The organism is Duganella sp. Dugasp56, from assembly GCF_047304105.1.
In the GTDB taxonomy this organism is placed as follows: Bacteria; Pseudomonadota; Gammaproteobacteria; order Burkholderiales; family Burkholderiaceae_D; genus Rugamonas; species Rugamonas hordei.
Genome location: NZ_JBGLYQ010000077.1, coordinates 1 through 18,781 on the forward strand (window position 1 = coordinate 1; position 18,781 = coordinate 18,781).

Here is an 18,781-nt window from a genome sequence, read left to right on the forward strand (position 1 = left end):
CAAGAACGTGCTGGCGATGGCGATGAACGCGGCGGCCACGCTGATCTTCGCCACCTCGCGCCTGATCAGCTGGCCCGGCCCCCGTTGGGGGGGGGGCGGCGGCCGCGCCGGCCGCCCTCAGGCACCCGGCGCGCAGGGACACGCTGCGGCTCCCCGCCAGCGTGGCTTGGGCGCTGCGGTTCATCCACTGCACCCGGCCATCGCCGGCGCACACAATCAAGCCGCAGCGCAAGCGGTCCAGGTGCCGGCGCAGCCGCTGGTCAAGATCGGCGCCGTCCTGCCGGCGCGACTGCAAGCCTATGGCCTGGCCAAAATGCGGCGCCAACATGCCAAGGCGGCCGGCCTGGAGGGCGGAGAAATCGTCCTGGTCGTCGACGGCCCGATGCAAGGCCAGGCCCAGGTAGGTGTCGGCATCGATCTGTTGCAGGCTGCCGATGAAGCGCCCCAGGCGGTGCTGCGCCAGTTGTTCGTGCAAGAGGTGCTGGGCCGGATCGTCACGGTCGAACAAGTCCTCGTCGCGGCTGATACGCCCCAGGGCGCGCGCCATGCGCCGCGCGTCGAACCGAGGATTGTCGGGGCCGGCCACACCGGCCGGCGCCGTCTCGCGGCTCAGCGTGAGGGAATCGGCGGCCATCCAGCCGATGGACGGCCGGGCGCCGCCCAGTTTGACGGACTGGAGCACGGCGGAATGAGCGCCGGTCTCCAGGCACAGCTGGTCCAGGACGGCGGTCCACTGCGCCGGCTCGTCCTGGCAGCCGTAGAGCTTGAATAACAGCGTGTCGCTGGCATTCACGCGATCTCCACGGTCCGGTCGCGAGGCCGCGCGCGCCGCAGGGCTGCCGGGGCCAATGCAACGGGTGCGACGGTGCGCACGCGGTCGGTCTTGAACACGTCGACCGCCTGCACCAGATTGCCCGCCTGATCCTGCAGCGATTCGGCTGCAGCGGCCGCCTGCTCGACCAGGGCGGCATTCTGTTGCGTGACCGCATCCATCTGGATGATGGACAGATTGATCTGGTCGATGCCTGTGCTCTGCTGGTGGCTCGCTTCAGAAATACCGCTCATCATGTCCGCCAGGATTTTGACGCTGTCGACGATCTCGTTCATGGTCGAACCGGCTTCGGCCACCTGCTTGCGACCCACGTCCACCTTGCCGACCGAATCATTGATGAGCACCGCTATTTCCTTGGCCGCCGCCGCCGCCCGTTGCGCCAGGCCGCGCACCTCGGCGGCGACCACGGCGAAGCCGCGTCCCTGCTCCCCCGCGCGCGCCGCCTCGACGGCCGCATTCAACGCCAGGATGTTGGTCTGGAACGCGATGGCGTCGATGGCGCCGATGATGTCGACGATCTTCCTGGCCGCCGCATTGATCGCATCCATCGTGTGGACCACTTGCGCGACAGCGGCTCCGCCTTTGAGCGCGAGATCCGAGGCCGACCCGGCCAGTTGATTGGCTTGCCGCGCGTTGTCGGCGCTCCGCTTCACGGTGCTGGTCAATTCATCCATCGCGGCCGCGGTCTTTTCCAGCGAACCCGCCTGTTGTTCGGTGCGGGAGGCCAGGTCGAGGTTGCCGACCGCGATCTGCGTCGACGCAGTGGCGATGGCGGCCGTTGATTGCCTGATTTCCTCTATCGTCCGCAGCAAATTCCGCTGCATCGCCTGCATGGCAAACAACAGGCTCTGTTCATCGCCCTTCCCGGTGGCGACATCCACGGTCAGGTCGCCGGCCGCGATACCGCGCACGATCTGCAATGCGTATTCCGGTTCGCCGCCGAGCTGGCGATAGGTCCTGCGTATCAGGAAAAATCCGACCACGGCGGCGATCAGCACCCCCGACGCGATCGCAACGATGATCGCGCTGCGCAGTGAAACGTAGCGCGCACTGGACTGCTCATACTCTGTCCTGACCGCCTCGACCTGCAGCTTGCGCAGCGTATCTATACCGTCCGTCACCGCGGGTATCAGCAGCCGGAGATTCTCCTTCATCTGGCCGCCAAGATCGATGTTACCTTCCCGCAGCGCGGCGGTGGTCGGCGCCACCCCTTCCTTGACCATCCTCGCGTAATTCAAGTCGAACTTGCGCGCCAGCTGCGCTTCCTGCGGTGTATGGGGGGCGGCCATGTGCGCGTTCCAGATCCGGGCGATTTCCGCGGAATTTTTTTTGATCAGCTCGGCGTCGGCGTCGATCTCGGTTGCGATGGGATTCAACAGCGCCTCGGCGATCGCGAGCCGGTTCTGCACCAGGAGAATATCGATGCGTGACACCCGCTCCAGGGCCTTGGTGCGGTCTTCGTAGACGGCCTTCAATCCCTCGTTGGATTTATTCATGCCGTACAGTCCCACCAGGCCGATGGCGATGGCCAACAGGCAAAGAAAGCCAATTACCGCACTCATGCGCGCCCGAAGTGTCATTTTCATTTTCTCAGTTACGGTCTTGGCCGAGGCCGGCAAAGCGCACCGCATCGGCATTGCACAAGAGGCGCGCGGCCACCAGGCCACCGACGAAGGCCAGCGGGATCACGCAAATCAGCGCATACGACGTGAACCGGCTGGCGCCCGTCAACACGTGAAAATTCGTCACGGCCAGCAACAGGATGGCCATCAGCCCGATGCCGGAGACGACAGGCAGTATCAGCGTACGCATTTTCCCCAATCTGCCGTCATTGTTTCGCAAAAAGAAAATAACGACGGCGGCGCTGGTCAGCGACATCAGCAGCATGATGCACAGCGTCGCCAGATTGGACAGCCACGCAAACAAGGTCAGGACCGGATCGGCGCCATTCACCGCGAACAGCAGCACCACGCAGGCGCACAGCACGCTTTGCAGCACCGAGGCTTTGTGAGGACTCTGGTGTTCGCGGTGTGTATGGCCCAGCACGCAAGGAAACAGGCCTTCGCGGCCCATGGCGTAGAAATAGCGGGCGGTCGCATTGTGGAATGCCAGCAGCCCGGCATACACGCTCATGATGAACAGCCCGCGCAGAATGGTGGTCAAGACGGGGCCGGCGTAACGGTCCGACAGCGTATAGAGGAACATTGTCGGGTCGGCCAATGCCTGGATGATGGCCACGACCTTGTCCGGCCCCGCGCCCACCACCATGCACCATAGCGACACCGCATAGAAACACCCGATCAGCAATACCGAGATGTAGGTGGCCAGCGGTATATTCTTGCGCGGATTTTTCGCCTCTTCGCCGTAGATGGTGGTCGCCTCAAACCCGATAAAGGCGGCAAAGCAGAACAGCAGCCCGATGGAAGGATTGCCGCTTTTGACGACCGACGGCGTAAACGACGCCAACGTTATGCCGCTGTCGCCGCCGGCCCTCAAGATGGAGACGTCGAGAAAGAAGACGGTCGCGTATTCGGCAATGACGAACAGCGCCAACACCTTGGCCGACAAGTCGATTCGGCGATAGCCGAATACCGCGATGGTGCCCATCGCGGCGAACGCGCATGCCCACCACGGCACGTGTACGCCAAATACGGCCAGCAACGAGTCCGACGTCACCGCGCCGAACATCCCGTACAAGGCGAATTGCAGGGTGTTGTAGCCGACAATGGCGATCACCGCGGCGGCGCCGCCGACATGGCCGCCAAGTCCCCGGGCAATGAGGGCATAGAAACCGCCGGCATTGGTCACCTGCCCCGCCATCGCCGTATAGCCTGCGGCGAACGCCAATAACAGAAGCAAGGCCAGGATGACCAGGGCCGGCGTCCCCGCGCCGTTGCCCAGCATGATTCCGATCGGGAATCCCCCGGCCACGACGCTGAGCGGACTCGCCGCCGAGATAACCAGCAGGACGATCAAACCCACACCCAAGGTGCCTCGCCGCAGCTCCGTCGATTGCACCGGCAGCCCTTCCACCTCCATCAGGCGGGTTTCTTCCAACATATTCATTACTTAGTCTCCTTCAATTTCTCTGGGGTGCCGCGGGCGGCACTGGCCCTGTCGTCGAGAACAATATCTGCCGGCCATCGGCGGCAATCAGGGCCGCGGTCAACGACGCTCCGCCTGCCGTGCTTGTATTGGAAAAACTCAGCCCGCCATTGTCGCTGACGATGTGCAGGCCATCCAATCCGACGGCAAGCAGCTTGCCCTTGGCCTCCACCAGGCGCGTGATCGAACTCTTCAGGCCCGTTGTCACGGGCGACCAGTGCGCTCCCTGATCCGTACTGCGGTACATGCTGCCCCGCAGCCCCGCGACGACCAGCGTGCCATCGGCCAGGCCGATTCCGCTCCAAAACGAACCCCGATATCCCGTGCCGAGATAGGTCCAGGTTCGGCCCCGGTCGGCGGACCGCAGCACCATGCCGTGTTCAGCCGCTGCATAGAGAATACCAGCAGGGCCGGCAAACAAGCCAAACAGATTCAAGTCCGCCTTGGCCGAGCCGGGCGGAGGGGTCAATGTCTGCTTCTGCCACGTCTTGCCGCCATCCTCCGTCACCAGCACGAGCGACCACAAGCCGACCGCGACGCCTTCGCGGGCATTGAAGAAATGGACCGCGAACAGCGGGCGATCCTCGTCGGCCGCCAGGCGCTGAAGCTCCCAGCTTTCGCCTCCGTCCCGGGTGTGAAGAATCACGCCCCAGTGGCCAACCGCCCAGCCCGACCGGGCATCGGCAAAACTCACGGAATTGAGCATCGTGCTCACCGGGACCGAGCGCGCCTGGCGAAAACTCAATCCCTGGTCGTCGGATAGCTCGACCACGCCATGATCGCCGACCGCGACAACACGCGTTCCGGCCCAAGCGGCATCGAGCGTCGTCGCGGTGGCGGCGTGCGCGGCGCGCACGGCCGGCTCCGGACGCAAGGCGGCGTCGGCGGCGAAGCCGGCATCGGCTACCCCAAGCGCAAGCCAGGCGGCAATCGCGGCGCCGGCGATTCGGTTCTTTGTAAAAAACATCGTCATACCCTTAATGAGTCAAGAGACCAGGAACGCGCGGCGGCGACCGGCGCGGGAACAGACGATCGAGCCAGACGGCCAGCGCGGGCAATACCGTCATGGTCGTCAGCATATTGACCATGAACATGAACGCAAGCAGCTTGCCCATGTCCGCCTGGAACTTCAGCGCCGAGAAGGACCAGGTCGCCACCCCGATGGCAAGCGTGACCGCGGTGAAGATCGTCGCGACACCGACTTCCAGCAACGAGTTTTCAAGCGCCTTGGTGATCGTCTGACCGCCGGCCAGATGCAACTGCAGGCGGTTGTAGATATAGAACGCGTAATCGACACCGATGCCCACCGCCAACACCATGACCGGCAGCGTGGCCACGGTCAGGCCGATTTGCAGTTCCTTCATGAACCAATAGCCGATAAAGGTCCCGATGGTCAGCGGTACGCAGCAGGACACCACCGCCCGCAGGTCGCGATACACCACGAACACCAGAATAATGATCGCGGCATAGACGTATAGCATCATCGGCAATTCGCTACGCTCCAGCTCGTCGTTCACGGCGGCCAGCACGCCGGCGTTCCCGGCCGCGAGGCGGATGGTCGCGATGTTAGTCGGATGCGTGTCGCGGAAGGCCTTCACCTGTGCGATCACCCGGTTGATGGTTGCCGCCTTGTGGTCGGTGAGGTACAGGTGCACCGCCGTCATGCTGCAATCCTTGCGCATCGCGCCGCGCACCCTGGCGACCTCGGTGGACAAGGCCGCGTAGTTCGCGGCGTCGATGGGCACCACGTTCATCTTGGGGTTGCCCTCGTTATAGCCTTCGTTGTATTGGCGCAGCTTGCCGGAGTACGACTCCACGGACAGAACGCCCGCGACCGGCTGCATCGCCCAGGAGAACTGATCCTGGAACACCCCCAGCGCCACGTTGTCGCACGTATGCACCGGCGCTTCAAAGACCACGGTCAGCCAATCCAGTCCCGTGTCGTAGTTCGACGCGACGGACCAGGCGTCGCGGTTGTAGCGGGCGTCCGCGCGCAATTCGGGCGCGCCGGCCTGCAGGGTGCCGACCACGCGGTCGCGGCTTTGCCAGACCGCGCATCCAAGCACCACGGCCGCCACCATCAAGGTCACCAGGGCATTCCGGGGTACGGCGATGCGTGCGAGGAACCTCAGCCACTTGGCGCGGTCATCGCGCCGGCGTATCGTTCCGGCAGCAAACATCGCGTTGAAACGGATGTACGAAGCGGCCAGCGGCAACATCAGCAGGTTCGTGACGATCTTGTAGGCGACGCCGAACGACGCCGCGATCGCCAGTTCGCGCACCATCGGAATGGGTATCAGCAACAGCGTGACGAACGAGACCAGCGCGGTGGCCAGCGCGAGCGTGCCTGGAATCAGCAGGCCGGTGAAGCTGTCCCGGCAAGCATCCAACACCGTGCGGCCTTGCGAGATCCTGCGGACAATGAAATTAATCTGCTGTACGCCGTGCGACACACCGATGGCGAATACCAGGAACGGCACCAGCACCGCGAGCGGGTCCAGTCCGAATCCCAGCAACTTCAAGGTGCCGAATTGCCATACCAGCGAAGTCAGCGAACAAGCGATAGGCAGCAACGTGAGCTTGACGGAGTGGCAGTACCAATACACCGCCAGCGCGGTCAGCAGCAGCGCGATGGCGCAAAATCCCAGCACCGAGGAAGCGCCGTCGGCGATCTCGCCGATCTGCTTGGCGAAGCCGATGATCTGGATTTCATAATTCGCGTCTTCGAACTTGCGGCGGATGCTGTCCTCCATTTGCCGGTTGTAGGCGACATAGTCCAGCTTCTGGCCGTTGGCGTCGAACTCGATCAGCTCCGCCGTGATCATCGCGCTGCTGCCGTCGCGCGCCACCAGCGTGCCGACAAATCCACCCTGGATCGCCGATTGCCGTATCTTGGCGATAATCGCGGGATCGAGGCGTTCCGGCGTGATCGTGCCGTCGATCAGCGGATCGGCGCGAAAGCCCTCCTCCGTGATCTCGTTGACGAAACTGTTCGGCGTCCACAGCGATTGGACACCCAGCCGCTCTATGTTCGGAAGAAACGAAACCGCCTGCGTCACCTCGTAGAGCCTGGTCAGCGCGGCGGGTGTCCAGATAGTCCCCTTGCGCGCCTTGACGACCACCGTCAACCGGTTGGCGCCCAGGACATCGGCCCGATATTGCTGGAACGTCTGGACGTACTCATGACCAATCGGCAATTGCTTTTCAAAGCCGGCATCCATATGGAGCTGCATGCCAAACCAGGCCATCAGGACGGTCAGCGCGAGCAGGCCGGCCAGGATCGGCAGGCGATGGCTGAAGACAGAGGTCTCCAGCCGCCACACAGCGCGTATCAGCCATCCCTCCTTGCCGGATATTTCGTGATCAATACGCATGGTAGTTAGAAGTTCCTGGACACGGTGATGCCGACGAAGCTACGGTCGCGATACGGCTGATCGAAGACGGTGGAGCCGCCCCAGAACTTCGAATAGTTAACCGCCGCCTGCCAGCTGGCCGGATTCTTGATGAACGAAACGGTGAGATTGGCCGATTTCGCCCCTTCCATGAAAGTGCCCGCGCTGTTGGGCGTACGGCCCTTCAAGGCCTGGAAGTAGTACACCTCCGGCACCACCTGCCAGCCTGGCACGAGGGTCCCGTCGTACACCCAGCTGAAGTCGAAATTCCAGCCGTAGGAGGCCTTGGTGCCCACCGGCCTGGGTGTCCCGAGCGGATTGGTCTCCTGCCCCCAGCCCCATCCACCGGCCGATATCGGATCGCCGGCGTACGTCTGTTTCAAGCCGGGATAGTAGATCCCCACCGCCTCGACCATCAGCGTGGCGGTGTCGGCTTTGAGGAAGTCGAGCAAGCCCTTGGCGTTGCTCGGTGTCGCCGAATACAAGCCCGTGAGGGCGGCCTGCGCCTTATGATTATCGACCCAGCAATTGCCGTTCTGCGATGCGCATCCGCTGACAGCGGAATTCAAGGCCACGGCGTCCCGGGGACGGTATGACAATTCCGAACCGATCGCCCAATCGCCCAGCGGGAAATTCAAGCTGGCGCCAAAGAGCTTGCGGTCTTCAGGAAAAGTCCATCCCACCACGCCCGTGTCGTGGGTATTGAAACTGAAGGCCGGTGCCTTGTCGTGATAATTCATCGCGTACAGGCCGAGATTCATCTGGGTTCCCGCCGGCTGGTAACGCAGCGAGGCGCCCCACTGTCCGCCGTTGCGCGCCTTGGTGGTGGTCAGTCCATAGGCGGAATCGCCCTTTCCCAGGCCGTTGACGTCCGACCAGTAGCTGCCGGTCGGGGGGAAATAACTTTCATTCCATTTGGCCTGGACGTAGGCCTCGAAATTGAAGCCATGCCCCAGGCCGGTGGCGAAACTGGCCATGGGCGCGGGCAAGATCGCCTCCTTCAATTGCGTGCCGGGCTGGGACAGCTTCATGATGTCGACCGCGTTGGTGCTATTGATCCCGCCCGACAGGAACAGGTTTTCACCCCAGCTGATGACCTGGTTGCCGACACGAACGCGCGCCCGCTGATCGCCCAGGTCGAAGGATTTGCTGACCCAGAAATCAAGCAGGCGCGCCTTGAAGCGCAGATCGTCGCGCGCAGCGTCCGAGAGTCCGCTGGAGACCGCGGGCTGTCCCGGGTCCGCCGCGCTGGTATATCCGGTGGTGTGGGTCGAGGAAATATCCTTCGTCCAGAGCACACGCGTCATAAAGGTCACGTCCTCGGCCGGCATCTTGAGCAACACCTCATGGGTGCCCTTCAGGAAGGTGGTGAAGCGGTCCCCTTTGGCGTAGTTCAGGTCTCCCTGATCACCCAGCGCGGAGGTGGGCGCCAGGCAGCCCGCCGGCGCTCCCGCTCCCGTGGCGCCGCTGAGTATCAGGCCGCACGAGGGGTTGCCGGCCCTCACCCCGGTCCCGATGGACACCGTCGAATCGATGCTGCCGGTGATCGCTTCCGTGCCGAAGGTGGTGGCGTTCGCCGCATCGGCGTACATGGCCAGGGCGGCGATCGTGCAGAACAGCGGCGGATTTATTTTTTTCATGATTTTTTCCCTAAAAGGACAGTTTGGTACGCACCGAGGAAATGTCCGTTAGCGCTCGCTGATGGCGCGGAGGTTTTCCGATGTATAGAATCCCGCCTTGTAGCGGGGACCATTCGGCTCGGTCACCCACTGCACGTCCTGTCCTGCGCCGACTGAAGAGATATCGAAGACGTAGCGGCCTTCCGTGAGGTTGTGCTGCACAAAAGCCATCACGTCGCAACTGCCGGTCTCGTAGACGGGGATCTGGAAACCCTCGCGGGCCTTGGACAGCTTCCCTTGGCCGTCATAGTCATCGGCAAGCAGCGCCGCCCAGCTGTCCTCATCCAGGTAGAAAGTTCGTTTCGGCGCCGAGTGGCGCATGCCGGCCTTGACCGTCGCCTCGACCACCCACACCCGGTGCAGCTCATAGCGCCGGTGGCCCGGCTCGATGAAATCGCGCTGTGCGACATCCTCGAACTTCGCGCGGAAATCGTAGGCGCCGAACGCGCTATACGGCACGTATACTTCCTTCTTGCCGACCAGCTTCCAGTCGAAGCGGTCCAGCGCGCCGTTGAACACCTGGGGCTCGTCCAGGGTGTACTGGTTTTCAAACCCGATCTGCGGCGCGTCATGTGAATACGACGGCATGCGTCGAACCCGGCGCTGCCCCGGGAAGTAGTAGAACGTCTCGTTCTCCGCTTGATTCAGGTACTGGGTGATGGCCAGCGACTGCCCGGCCAGCGCGGTCGGCGTGTTATAGGCGAAGTAGACATAAAACTCCACCGGCGGCAGGGTCGAGAGCAGGGTCGATCCCTTGACTCCGGAAGGCAGGAACACGGTCTGGTCCGAACCGGCCTTAATCCACTCGTCGGATCCGCGCCGCGGCGAGGCCGCCGTGGTGAGATTCTTGTAATTGATGCCGACGCCGCGGTAGCGCATTTTCGAGTTCCACATCGCCTCGACGCCGCTGGAAGGAATCGGGAATGGATATCCCGGCACATAGGCTTCCTTCAGGCTCCATCCATCCGGGCCGAGTTTCGCGGTGCCGACGTTCTTCTTCGTGTTCGCGGCGACAAAATCCGGCACGCCGCATACGCGATGGGTCGGATAGACATCCATGCGGTAGCCCTTGATCTGCTTGAGCATAGCCAGCTGCCCCGCCGACAACTTGTCCGCATATTTATCCGCGTTGCTGGCGTCGATGGAGAACAACGCCTTTTCGCCCTTGTTCTTCCAGTACTCTTGCCGCGGCTTGCCCCAGCTCCAGCCGGGCAAGGCCGGCTCCGCGCCCTGCCAGGCGGGTATCGTGCCGTCCTTGTTCCCCGCTTTTTCAGCGCCGGAAGGGGTGAGTGTCTTATCCAGCATGGAGGCGTCGGCGGCGGTCGACGGGCGCGCCGCCATCAGAGCGATGGAAGCACACGCGGCCATCAAACTCATCTTGAAACCAGCATGCGAGGTAGGTCGGTAAATCATCTGAAATCTCCTTAAATTCATTAGCTTGCGACATACAAAGGGGGCTGCCGCTAATCCAGTTTCGGGGGCGTCCCTGCGCCCGGCAGCATGCGGGTCAAGGTGTCGTCCCGCCGCGCAAAATGATGGAACAACGCTGCGGATGCGTGCAATGCGACGACTACCCATGCGACCCAATGCCCCAGGAAACGATGGACCGCTTCCATCGGCGTTTCAACGTCCTTCCAGGACAGCGCGAATTCGGCCGCTATCCAGTGATACAGGGAAGTGTCCTTGAACGCCGGCACAACAAAGACGCCAAAATTCGTCGGGTCGTTGGTATTCATGTATCCGGTCACCGGCATCATGATCATGAGAAGGTAGAGGCCCCAGTGGGCGAGGCGCGCCATTTGGTGTTCCATCCGCGATCCGGGCACCGGATCCGGCGCCGGGCTCCATATCCTCCACAGCAGCCGTGGAACGACCAGGACCCCGACCGCGACACCCAGCACCCAATGAAGGTTGAGCAGCGGGATCACCAACGTGTCATCCGTTTGCATGCCGAACAGCGGTGGCTTGATGCTCGTTTCCGGGTCGATAAACCAGATCACGTAGTACACAATCACGTAGGCTGCGATGAACGCGATGGCCATCGACCAATGGAAGGTCTTGGCGACGGTGCCGAAGCGCTCACGAGTATTTTTCAAGATCATCAAACCACCTCCATAAGACGTATGCGGATCAAGGCAGCAGCACCGTGATCACTTTCTCTTCCGTGTACGACAGCACGCCCGTCAGGCCGCACTCGCGTCCGATGCCGCTGGTCTTCACGCCGCCCCACGGCAGGTTCGGATCGAGGGGACTCCAGCAGTTCACCCCGACCGCCCCCACCTTGACCGCGTGCGCCACCTTGTGGGCGCGCGCCAGATTCGTGGTCCAGACGGTCGCCGCGAGGCCGTAGCTCGAATCGTTGGCGATGGCGATCGCTTCCTCTTCGGTATCGAACTCGATCACGGTGCCGACCGGTCCGAAAATCTCCTCGCGGGCGATGCTCATCTGATTGCCGGCATTGCCGAAGATGGTCGGGCGGACAAACCATCCGCGTTCGTGCACGGATACGCCGCCCGCCAATACCGTCGCGCCCTCGTCTATGCCCTGCTGGATGTAGCGGTTGACGCGTTCGAACTGCCCTTTCTTGGCCACCGGCCCCATCGTCACACCCGGCTGCGCGGGATCGCCCACCCGCACCCGGGACGCGGCCTGTACCAGGGCTTCGGTAAAGCGCTTGGCGACGCCGCGCTGAACCAGGATGCGCGTTCCCGCCGCGCACACCTGGCCCTGGTTGACAAACAGGCCCAAAGCACAACCACGCACGGCATCGTCGATCGACGCGTCGTCAAACACGATCTGCGCGCTCTTGCCGCCGAGCTCCAGGGTGACGCGCTTGAACATCGAACCGGCCACGCGCTGGATCTCCCGCCCGACGTCGGGACTGCCGGTGAAGGTGATCTTGTCGACGTCGGGGTGCTCGCACAGCGCCCTGCCGACCACCGCGCCCGATCCCGTCACCACGTTCACCACGCCGTCCGGGAAGCCGGCCTCCTTGCACAAGGCGGCCAGGTGCAGGGCCGACAGCGGGGTCTCCTCCGACGGCTTGATCACCACGGTGCATCCGGCGGCCAGCAGCGAGGCGAGCTTCCAGCTGGTGATCATCAACGGCGCGTTCCAGGGAACGATGGCGCCCACCACGCCGACCGGCTCAAGCCGGGTATAGGAGAGCGTCTTCACGCCCATATAGCCGCCGGTGGGGATCGTGCGTCCCTCGAGCTTGTCGGCCCAGCCGGCCGCCGCGCGCAGCGTGCCGACGGCATTGGGCACGTCCATCATCTGCGGCTCCATCGGCGAGCGGCCGATGCATTGGGCATCCATGTCGCCCAATAATTTGCCATCGCGTTCGACCAGGTCGGCCAGGCGATTCATCAGCTTGCCGCGCGCGGCGGCGGGCAACTGGCTCCACGCCCCGCCGTCGAGTTGCGCACGCGCAGCCGCGACGGCGCGGTCCACGTCCTCCCTGGTGCCGCTTGCGGCCGTTGCAAAAGCCTGTTCGGTGACGGGGCTGACGAGATTCATCGTCGCCCGGTCGGAGGCATCGACGGACTGGCCGTCGATGAAATGCTTGAGGTTTAACGTCATGAGAACTCCGAATGAATTATGTGCGGTTAAATGGCACTGTTTTAAAACCGGCCTCCAGCGCCTCGACGATGCGGTTCACATCCTCGCGCTGGATCACCAGTGGCGGCGATAGAATGATTTGGCTGCCGACGGGGCGGACGATGACGCCGTGCTTGCGCACGGCTTCCGCGACGGCATAGGCGTATCCGGAGGTCGGGCTGACCGGCTCGCGGGTCTGCCTGTCATTGACCAGATCGATGGCCAGCATCAACCCCTTGCCGCGCACCTCGCCGATAGCCTCGAATCGGCCGACGAAGGATTGCAGCGCCGTCAGCAGGTAGCCTCCTTGTTTTGCCGCGTTGCCCGGCAATTCTTCCTCGATCACGATTTTCAGGCTCGCGAGCGCGGCGGCGCAGCCGACGGGATGGCCGGAATACGTGTAGCCGTGCATGATGGCGCCGGAGGCGTCGGCGCTGTCGTCGAAGGCCTGCGCCACGCGCGCATTGAGCGCCGTCGCGCTCAGTGGGATATACCCTGACGTGATTCCCTTGGCGAAGCACATGATGTCGGGTTTCACGCCCCAACCGCGTGAGCCGAACAGATTGCCCGTACGGCCGAAACCGGTGACGACTTCATCAGCGATGAGCAAGACCCCATATTTGTCGCAAACGGCGCGCACCATTGGCCAGTAGTTCGCCGGCGGGACGATCACGCCGCCGGCGCCCTGGACCGGCTCCGCAATGAAGGCGGCCACCGTGGCAGGACCTTGGAACTCGATTTCGCGCTCAAGCAGCATGGCGCAGATGCGTCCCAGCTCTTCCGGGTCGGTGGTGAACGGATTGCGATACACCGAGGGATTTTCCACATGAAAGCAGCCGGGCATATTGGGCTCGTAGCTGCGCCGGAAGACCGCGTTCCCGTTGAGCGCGGCACTGGCAAAGTGACTGCCGTGATAGCCCTGCTTCAGCGCGATGAACTTGGTGCGTTCGGCCTGCCCCGCGATCTTCCAGTACTGGCGCGCCAGCTTGAGCGCCGTTTCCGTCGCGTCGGAACCGTTGGAGCCGTAGAAGACGCGTTGCATGCCCTCCTTCGCCAGCATGCGGACCAGTTCCGCCGAGAGTTCCTCCGCGCGGGGATGCGACACGCCATCGAAGAGCTGGAAGTACTCGAGTTCGTCCAGTTGCGCGGTGATCGCCGCTTTGACCTCCGGGCGGTTGTGCCCGACGTTCACATTCCACAACCCTGCGACCGCGTCGACGAATTCTCGGTTTGCATCGTCGAATACATGGCAGCCTTCGCCACGAACGATGCGCAGCGGTTCACGCTCCTTCATTGCGGCGGGATGCATCATCGGATGCCAAAAACGAGAATCCTGGTAGGCCATGCGAGACTCCTTGATTACAGGCTAGTGCTATTGAAGTGAGTCTAGGCCTTGGACGTTCCGAGCGTTATCCCAAATCAGCACATCGTGAAGTCGGCGCGTTGCGCGGTGTCAGAGGCGTGGACCGCAAAACAACACTTGTCGCAATCCCACAATTTGAAACTATAAATAAACAGCCCCCAGCCGAAGGGACTCCGGCGCAGTACAATAGCCAACATTACCCTCCCACCAACGCCTCGCCACCTTCCTATATGTCAAGTCTCACCCGGATGCTCTCCATACTTGGGTTGTTCTCGAAGGAACACACCGCACTGACCGCCGACACCATCGCGGACGAGCTGAAACTCACGCGCACGACGTGCTATCGCTATATCAAGGAATTAATGGAGGTAGGATTACTCGTTAGCAACATGGGGGCGTATGGGCTCGGGCCCCGCATCATCCAGCTGGACTATCAGATCCGGGAGACCGACCCGCTGCTGAATATCGGTCGCGACGTCCTGGCCGAACTGGTCGCCAGTACCGGCGGCATCGGCCTGCTTGCAACCATCTACGACAGCCAGATCATCAACATTCATCAGGAGGGCGACGACAGGGAGCTGGCCCTGACCTACAGCCGCGGAAAGGCCGTGCCCACCTTCCGCAGCGCGAGTTCCAAAGTCATCCTGGCCCACCTGAAGCAGGCGCGCCTGAAGCGAATTTGGAAAATGCATCAGCACGAAGCGGATGTCGGCGCTATCGGGCCCGACTGGGAAAGTTTCAAAGTACACATGCAGACAATCAAAGACCATGGGTATTGGGTGTCGCACGGCGAACTGGACTACGGCGTCGATGGCGTGGCAGCCCCGATCCTGTACCGCGACGGGACCGTCGCGGGCAGCATGACGCTCGTGTTCAGCCACGAGCGCTTCTGCCTCTACAACGAGGTGTTCCTGGGTCAACTTGTCATGGGCGCGGCGACGCGTGTCGGCGACATGCTTCCGGCAAACGTCGCCATGGACGCGCAGAGCGCAACGGCCAAGCCATCAGGCGGTTTGGATATGGAATGAAAAAAGGGCAGCCGCATCGGCTGCCCTTCATCGATTGGTTCCGCAAAGAGTGCGAATGCTCAGGCCGAGGCATCGACGGGGGAAGCCAGCGGGGGCGATGCGGGTGCTTGCTGCTTTGCAATGGAGCGGAAAGCTTTCGGCGTGCAGCCGTATTCTTCCTTGAACAGCTTATTGAAATACGACACGTTAGCGTAACCTACCGAATAGGCGATTTCCGCCACCGCTGCGCTGCTTGCCTCGGCCAATAACCGGGCGGACTCGGTCAGCCGGAGTTTATTCAGGTAACTGGTGAATGTCATGTCCAGTTCGGATTTCAGGACTTCGTTTACTTTATTGCGGTTGACGCCAGTTTCATTCATGACGCGTTCCAGATCCAGCTCGGGGTCCGTGTAATTGGTCGCAATAAACCGCAATATGGACGCTTTTTCTTTGTCTTTATAAGGCTCCAGCGTCAACTGGCGATACGCCATCAAGGGCAGGTCCTTTTTCATTTTCGAATCCATGCTTGCCGTCAGCGCGCGCGTATGCGCCAGGAAAAACCAGATGGCAAAGATGGTCAGGCTGGACACGATGACAATCGCCAGCGCCACCAGATAACGGTAATCGCGTCCATGCAAAGTCAGCTCGCTGATTTCCAGGTAGGAGTTCCTGTTGCGGGGGCTGTTGCCACTGGTCCCGAACAGCATTTTTGCCACATGGTCCAGCTTGTAGGCCTGCTGCGACAATTCGAGTTTCATCGCCGCGAACCACCAGTCGGGCTGGGTGAAACGGTTCAGGTCCAGCGATACCGACACACCCTGTTCGGTGCAGGAAAAATAGGTGCCGGGCGAGCGGTAGGTCAGGAAATCGCCTGGCTTGGAGAATTTCTCGTCCAGGGTGGAAATCCCGAGGAACATCGAGTTGGCCGGCGCACATTTGGCCAGGAAGGTCACCGTTGCATACTTCGACCAATCCGCATGCGCCAGCTTCCCCTTGCCGTCATCAAACATGAGTTGGGCGGACGCAAAGGGAAAATGGTCCTGGTTGGTCAACCGGAAGTCAAACCGCATGCGCTCGCGCGAGCCGTCATGCATGCGCACCGTCGAGGACCCGCCGGTGGCGACGTCGGTATAGGTGTCGTAGTGCCAGCGCGCGTCTTCGTTCTTTGCCGGCAGCAAGGACAGCGACAGATAACTTTGATACACCAGCATACACGCCACCAGCGCGTCGGCAATGACCAGGAAAATGAACGCGAGCAGCGCCTTCTTGTAGAATTCATGCATACGATACGGTCCCGAACTGTCTTCCCGCGCCGGCTATTTTGCCGGCTGCGATGCCGCATCATAACAGTTTCTTTCCCTCACCAGCCACACTCAGGGCATGGAATGTCAGACCTGACACCGGGTTTCGGACACCTTGAAAAAAACGGAGGCGCGGGGCCTCCGTTGCCGGCAACCGCGCGCCATGCGCAAGCCGGTTGCCGCGCGCGGCGCCGACCTGGCAGCAGGCGAAATTAATTGGTGTAGATCAGACCGCGGCCGGTGCCGGAGAAGTAGATCCTGCCGTAGATGTTCTGGTCCGCCGCCAGCACGCCGATGCCGCCGTACTGATGCGCATCGTCGTTGAAGCGGGTCCAGTTGGCGCCGCCGTCATCGGAGCGGTAGATGCCCCACACGCCGTTCATGGCCCCCACCACGTAGACCGCGGCCGAGTACGCAGCGCCGGAGGCCGCCTTGCCAAGGGCCACGATGCTGGCGCCCTGCGTGCCGTTGGCGCTGGCAAAACCGTTGAGCTTGGTCCAGTTCGCGCCCGCATCCAGCGAGTGGTACACGGTGTTGCCGTCGGCCAGCCAGAGGTCGCCTTCGGCGTTGGGGTTGACCGCCATCGAAGTGCTGCCCCAGGCGTTGGGCGCCAGGCCCGCCGCCACCGAGCCCTGGCTCAGCGCAAAGGTATGGCCGCCATCGGTCGAGACGTAGACCTTGCCCGCCGTGGCCCAGGCCGCGCCGCCCGAATCGTAGGCATAGACCTTGTTCGGATTCTTGCGGTCGGCGGCCAGGCGATAGCCGCGGTCCCAGTTCTGTCCCACCACGGCAAGCGCCGGCAGGTTGGTCGCGGCCCAGCTCGCGCCGCTATTGGTGGTGTAGGACGGTACCGAGTTGGCCGGCGCCCAGACCACGTTGTTGCGCGACGGAACCGCCAGGTTCCCGGCGTTGCTGGTATTGGCCTGCGCGCCGGCAGGCAGGGTCGCGAAGTTCGACCAGGTCTTGCCGCCGTCGCCGGACCAGAAGCCGAAGCCGCCCGCGCCGGACCAGTTGGCTACGCCCGTGCCGGCGATATACAGCGGATCGTTCCATGCCATGTCGGCGGCGTTGCCGTTGCTCCAGTTGCTGGTGGGCCCCATGCCGGGCTTGGTGCCGAGGTCGGTCTCGACCCAGGTGCCGATGTCGCCCGCACTGTTGATGAACTTGTAGGGTGCGCCGGCCGGCCCCACCGCCAGGGCCAGGGTCGCGGTTTCCTCGATATTGGCGACCGCGCCGCTCCAGCTTGGCGTGGCCGCCGAGGCGTTCCTGGTCTCGACGATGCCGCCGCCGTGCACGTGCAGGATGTGGTCGCGGTTGAACGGATCGATCTCGACATCGTCAACCCAGCCGGAGGCGGTTTCGCCCGGCATGGTGGCTTCGATTTCGCGCCAGGTCTGGCCGCCGTCGTCGGACAGCTGCACGATCTGCTGGCCGCTCCAGCTGCCCCAGGAATTGCTCACGCCCAGCGCGATACGGGTGGTCGCGCCGCTGCCGTAGACCGACACGCCGCCGAGGCCGAAGTTGGTGCCGTTCAGCGGATCCTCGCTCTTCAGCAGGGTCCAGTTGCTGCCGTCGAACTTGTAGAAGCGGCCGGGACCGCCGGCGCCCGGCCCGGCATCCTTGGTGAACACGACGTAGAACATGCCGTCCGCGGCGCGCACCATGTGCGGGATGTGGTAGCCAGACACCGGCGTCGGCACTGGCGTCCAGCTGGCGCCGCCGTTGCCGGATTTGTACAGGCTGGAGCTCAGTCCCGCCGCGCCGGCATAGTCCGGCGCGATGGCGGCGTAGATGGTCTGGGTAGCGCTGCCGCTGCCCTTGGTCCCGGTGTCGTACAGCACCAGGTCGATCCCCATCCCGCCGCCCGCGGCGCTGATCTGATCCGGGCTCAGTTTGAGCGGGGACAGCGAACTGACCTGGCTCCAGCTCTGGCCCGCATCACCGCTCTTCCACAAGCCGGCAGTGCGCGAGCCGTAGAACAGGATGGACGGCTTGTTCGGATCGACCATCAGGCGTTCGCCCATGGCCCGGCCGGGGTTGTTGCCGCCCATCGCGAACGGCACGTCGACGTGGGTCCAGTGGTCGCCGCGGTCGCTGGAGATATAGAGGCGGCCGTTGCCCTCGAACGTGTACATGCCGGTCATCATGTAGACCAGCTGGTCGTTGTTCGGATCGAGGGCGATGCTTTCGATGCCGTGGAAGCGGCTCTCGGCCGCGCCGAAACCCAAGCCGTCGGTGACCGGCGTCCAGGCCGAGGCGGCCTGGTCCCAGCGGTAGGCGCCGCCGATATCGGTCCGTGCGTACAGCACATTCGCGGAGGTCGGATGGAAGATCAGGCCGGAGACATAGCCGCCACCGCCCCACTTCACGCTTTTCCAGCTGGCGGCCGCCGTTGGCGCCGGCGTCGGCGTTGGCGTCGGCGTCGGGGTTGGCGTGGGCGCAGGTGCCGGCGTGGGTGTCGGGGATGGGGCCGGCCCCGGCGCCGGTCCGCCGCCCCCACCG

Annotated in this window: 12 protein-coding genes and 1 pseudogene; 1 reads left to right on the top strand and 12 read right to left on the bottom strand. The window is 63.1% G+C overall.

Translation table 11 applies throughout. The features are described from left to right. The 10 genes and pseudogenes from ACCD07_RS31030 to ACCD07_RS31075 form a co-directional block, all read right to left on the bottom strand. Positions 1-793, bottom strand: a pseudogene (locus ACCD07_RS31030) (hypothetical protein); the annotation flags it as partial. Then, on the bottom strand, positions 790-2,418 hold the full coding sequence (locus tag ACCD07_RS31035; protein ID WP_413449557.1) for a methyl-accepting chemotaxis protein: 1,629 nt from the start codon (positions 2,416-2,418) through the stop codon (positions 790-792). The pseudogene ACCD07_RS31030 and the gene ACCD07_RS31035, both read right to left, overlap by 4 nt. Positions 2,419-2,422: 4 nt before the next feature. Continuing rightward, positions 2,423-3,898, bottom strand: coding sequence for an APC family permease (locus ACCD07_RS31040; protein ID WP_413449558.1), 1,476 nt, complete (start codon positions 3,896-3,898; stop codon positions 2,423-2,425). Between the two features lie 13 nt (positions 3,899-3,911). Beyond that, positions 3,912-4,904, bottom strand: coding sequence for a WD40/YVTN/BNR-like repeat-containing protein (locus ACCD07_RS31045; protein ID WP_413449559.1), 993 nt, complete (start codon positions 4,902-4,904; stop codon positions 3,912-3,914). Between the two features lie 10 nt (positions 4,905-4,914). Beyond that, entirely contained in the window at positions 4,915-7,311 is a 2,397-nt protein-coding gene (locus tag ACCD07_RS31050; protein ID WP_413449560.1) for an efflux RND transporter permease subunit, read from the bottom strand. A gap of 5 nt (positions 7,312-7,316) precedes the next feature. After that, entirely contained in the window at positions 7,317-8,969 is a 1,653-nt protein-coding gene (locus tag ACCD07_RS31055) for a DUF1302 domain-containing protein (RefSeq protein ID WP_413449561.1), read from the bottom strand. 48 nt (positions 8,970-9,017) lie between these two features. Then, positions 9,018-10,385 (bottom strand): DUF1329 domain-containing protein, encoded by a 1,368-nt coding sequence (locus ACCD07_RS31060; protein WP_413449566.1) that lies wholly within the window; start codon positions 10,383-10,385, stop codon positions 9,018-9,020. A gap of 86 nt (positions 10,386-10,471) precedes the next feature. Continuing rightward, entirely contained in the window at positions 10,472-11,110 is a 639-nt protein-coding gene (locus tag ACCD07_RS31065) for a cytochrome b (RefSeq protein WP_413449567.1), read from the bottom strand. A 28-nt stretch (positions 11,111-11,138) separates the two neighbouring features. Continuing rightward, entirely contained in the window at positions 11,139-12,590 is a 1,452-nt protein-coding gene (locus ACCD07_RS31070) for an aldehyde dehydrogenase family protein (protein WP_413449562.1), read from the bottom strand. Positions 12,591-12,606: 16 nt separating this feature from the next. Further along, positions 12,607-13,953, bottom strand: coding sequence for an aspartate aminotransferase family protein (locus ACCD07_RS31075; protein ID WP_413449563.1), 1,347 nt, complete (start codon positions 13,951-13,953; stop codon positions 12,607-12,609). Positions 13,954-14,201: 248 nt separating this feature from the next. Here ACCD07_RS31075 and ACCD07_RS31080 point away from each other — a divergent pair, with 248 nt between their 5' ends. Continuing rightward, positions 14,202-14,999 (top strand): IclR family transcriptional regulator, encoded by a 798-nt coding sequence (locus ACCD07_RS31080; protein ID WP_353403101.1) that lies wholly within the window; start codon positions 14,202-14,204, stop codon positions 14,997-14,999. Positions 15,000-15,058: 59 nt separating this feature from the next. Here the strand turns inward: ACCD07_RS31080 and ACCD07_RS31085 are convergent, their stop codons facing one another. Together ACCD07_RS31085 and ACCD07_RS31090 are read right to left on the bottom strand one after the other, a co-directional pair. Continuing rightward, a complete protein-coding gene (locus ACCD07_RS31085; protein WP_413449564.1) occupies positions 15,059-16,261 on the bottom strand; it encodes a helix-turn-helix domain-containing protein in 1,203 nt (400 codons plus the stop codon). A 230-nt stretch (positions 16,262-16,491) separates the two neighbouring features. Then, positions 16,492-18,781 (bottom strand): dockerin (locus ACCD07_RS31090; protein WP_413449565.1); only part of this gene is annotated, 2,290 nt, incomplete at its 5' end.